This window comes from Actinomycetota bacterium, assembly GCA_040755895.1.
In the GTDB taxonomy this organism is placed as follows: Bacteria; Actinomycetota; Aquicultoria; order Subteraquimicrobiales; family Subteraquimicrobiaceae; genus Subteraquimicrobium.
This window is the reverse complement of record JBFMAG010000054.1, coordinates 1-3029: the sequence shown is the minus strand read 5'-3', so window position 1 is coordinate 3029 and position 3029 is coordinate 1. Positions and strand designations below refer to the sequence as shown.

Sequence of the window (3029 nt, the reverse complement as noted above, 5' to 3'; positions counted from 1 at the left end):
GTGGAGTAGATGCCTTAAAGGTTGAGGGAAGGCAAAGATCCCGAGCCTATTTGAGAACAACGGGTCGAATTTTTAGACGGGCGATCGACGCTTACTATGCCCATCCTGATTCTTTTACCGTTCGTGAAGTATGGTTGAAGCGGCTCTCGTCTCTTTTTGGAAGCGAGGATATCATAATCGGTTGTTATGTGGAGAAGTGAAAATTGCTGCTCTGGTAAATTATTAACGAGATGGGTTGGCATCATGGTCGGGGTGAAGTGCTCTGAAAACACCCGAAGAACGCTGTCGCGTCTACGGGGCAGGCGCAATCGGCCGTTTACCCCGTTGGCGAGTGAAACGAGTCCTTCGGGGCCGCTCGGGTCTCGCCTCGCTACAAAACTGTGAATGCTTAAGAAGTTTTCATGAGCGAGGCTCCGATACTTTCTTAAGCACTGCCCCTCCCTCGAATGTATAAATGTAAACCTAACTCGTTAATAGTCCAGATCAGGTTCAGTTGTAAGTCGTTGATGGAAAGTGAAGGAGCAAATGAGATGGAAATAGCCATAGGTCCGCTTCCCACCAACTGGGGCAAAGAGAAAATTTTGGATTACTATGGGAAAGTCGCTGCTCATCCCGCTATAAACAGGGCATATATTGGGGAAATCGCTTGCACAAAAAGGAACATACTTGATCCAGGATTTTTCATCGAGATTCAAGATTTATTGAAGAGAGCGGGCAAAGAGGTCATTCTATCCACTCCTGTTTTGCCCACCAATGAAGAGGATCTAAATAAAAGCCGTGCATTGATGGCAAAAGCTCGCGAGATAGAGGTCAATAATATGGGCATCTTTAATATCTGGCTAAAGGAATTCAGAGAAAGACCATTGACTCTGGGTTCTTTCTTCAATGTTTATAATCCTCAGTCGGCGAGGTTTCTGTTGAAATACAAAATTCGTCGAATAGTTTTCCCCGTGGACATATCCATGAATACCATGGAGAAAATGTGTCAGGAGATCGATATCCCTTTCGAAGTGGTCGTTTATGGTAACTTTCCTATAGCCTTCTCTTGGCGATGCTATACGGCCAGGGCATTTGGAAGCTTAAGGAGGGGCTGTGGGTTCAAATGCTACGAGGTGAAAAATCTTCCCCAGGCCACTTTGGAAGGCGAACCATTGTTCATGATGAATGGACCGGCGGTTTACAATGGAAAGACCTATTGTCTCGTCTCTCACCTTAAGGGATTTCGAGAAGTGGGAATCACGAGTATAAGAATCGAGAGTACCCCGGAGAATGTTGTAGAAGTTGTTGATATCTTCAAGGCAGTGATAGATGGAAAAATATCGCCGGCTCTGGCCGAGGAGAAATTGGCTCCGCTCTCACCATATGGATTGGACACTTGCTATTTTTCGGGAAGGGAGAAGCGCTTAACATGCTCTACAAGTTAGGGGAGTTATTTTTAAAGGCGATCATGGTTTTGACTCATAAAAATATCCATCTGAAGGAGAGATTGACCCCTTTGAATGGGAAGGTCTTTGCCCTTAAATTAACGGAATTCCCTTACCTTTTCATCATTGAAGAAGGCTTAATTAAAGGGCCGCTTCCACGATATCTAGCTCACGATTACCAGCCAGATGTAATCTTTACGGGGTCATTGAAGGTTTTTACGGGACTCTTTTTGGGCCGAATCGATCCCGATGCTGCTTTCTTCCGGAGGAAGATAACCGTGGAGGGCTCGCTTACAATCGCCCTGATCCTGAAAAATATCTTTGACGACCTTTTGGTCATCTGAGGCAGTTATGAAAAGGGTTCTGAATTCCATTAAGAAGCGTTTGAGAGTGGTTCTTAGCGCCGTCATTATTTCTCTATTTCTCTTCAGCGTCCTCTCCACCCCTGCCACACCCAATGCAGATAAGCGAGGGGGTATCGAGGAGGCAAATAAGTTAGTCTCGGCAATAACCGGATTTTTCGAGGAAAAATTTTCGCAGGTTTCCGAGACCATAGAATCCATTGTGAGAAATAAATCTTTCCGGATGTTTTCTTTATTGCGTCCTCTGGATACCGAGGGTAATGGTTCGAAAACCCTCCCCAGCAAGGTGGTGGGGAAGCGTGTTTGCATCGACCCCGGACATCAGACTCGTGCGAATTTGGCTCCGGAGCCCATCGCTCCAGGCTCCTCGCGGATGAAGGAGAAATGTAGGGGAGGTACCAGGGGAATATCATCCGGCATTCCCGAATACAAAATAACTTTGCAGATAGCATTCAAATTAAAGAATCTATTGGAAAGATCGGGTATTGCCGTGGTCATGACCAGGGAAACCGATGATGTCAATATAAGCAACATCGAACGGGCAACCATTGCAAATGGAATTGGTGCGGACCTTTTCATTCGCATACATTGTGATGGTAGCAGTGATCCATCAGTTAGCGGTATCACCACCTTCTATCCGGCAAAGAACCAATGGACAGAATCTATCTACTCCGAAAGTCTTCGGGCTGCTAGATTAGTGCAACGAGAGCTCGTCAAATCCTGTAACTGCAGGAATAACGGGATCATGCCACGCGGCGATTTCACCGGTTTCAATTGGTCAAAGGTTCCGGTCATTCTCACTGAGGTGGGTTTCTTAACCAATCCCGAAGAGGATAGGTTGCTCAATGGCGAAGAATATCAATGGAAGGTGGCACAGGGGATTCACAATGGCGTCATGCGGTATTTTGCTATATTTGACAGGAACTAGAAATACTCAATATACTGGATTTGCAAGACATGACCCTTTCAGGGTCTTTTTTATCATGATGAATTGCTTGTGAAGCTCATATAATGAGGTGTTTTTTATGAAAACTCTTTCGGATGAGAGGCATCCGCTGGAGCGAAAGGTGTTGGCGACCATCGAAAAATACAATATGCTCAAGAGTGGTGATAAGGTTCTGGTGGCTGTCTCCGGAGGACCGGACTCCGTTGCCTTGCTCCACATACTATCTGCTCTCTGTGATGAACTGGGATTGAAGCTTCATGTATTCCATCTAAACCACATGATGCGCAAAGAATCAGA

At 45.7% G+C, this 3029-nt stretch carries 5 protein-coding genes; all 5 read left to right on the top strand.

Annotation, left to right across the window (positions count from 1 at the left end; translation table 11 throughout):
- Positions 1–200 (top strand): U32 family peptidase (locus AB1466_02575; GenBank protein MEW6188987.1); only part of this gene is annotated, 200 nt, incomplete at its 5' end.
- A gap of 330 nt (positions 201–530) precedes the next feature.
- The gene (locus AB1466_02570) at positions 531–1424 is read left to right on the top strand and encodes a U32 family peptidase (protein MEW6188986.1); all 894 of its coding nucleotides are present in this window, start codon (positions 531–533) and stop codon (positions 1422–1424) included.
- Complete coding sequence (locus AB1466_02565; protein MEW6188985.1) at positions 1409–1768, top strand: SCP2 sterol-binding domain-containing protein; 360 nt, start codon at positions 1409–1411, stop codon at positions 1766–1768. The genes AB1466_02570 and AB1466_02565 overlap by 16 nt, the downstream gene beginning before the upstream one ends.
- A gap of 7 nt (positions 1769–1775) precedes the next feature.
- Positions 1776–2714, top strand: a complete 939-nt coding sequence (locus AB1466_02560; protein MEW6188984.1) for an N-acetylmuramoyl-L-alanine amidase — start codon at positions 1776–1778, stop codon at positions 2712–2714.
- 97 nt (positions 2715–2811) lie between these two features.
- Positions 2812–3029, top strand: a 218-nt coding sequence (locus AB1466_02555) for an ATP-binding protein (GenBank protein ID MEW6188983.1), incomplete at its 3' end; no start/stop codon positions are given.

What these genes read in the sequence shown, in the direction of transcription:
- AB1466_02570 (MEW6188986.1), top strand. Translation starts at nt 531, where the DNA reads ATGGAAATAGCCATAGGTCCGCTTCCCACCAACTGGGGCAAAGAGAAA.
- AB1466_02560 (MEW6188984.1), top strand. Translation starts at nt 1,776, where the DNA reads ATGAAAAGGGTTCTGAATTCCATTAAGAAGCGTTTGAGAGTGGTTCTT.
- AB1466_02565 (MEW6188985.1), top strand. Translation starts at nt 1,409, where the DNA reads ATGCTCTACAAGTTAGGGGAGTTATTTTTAAAGGCGATCATGGTTTTG.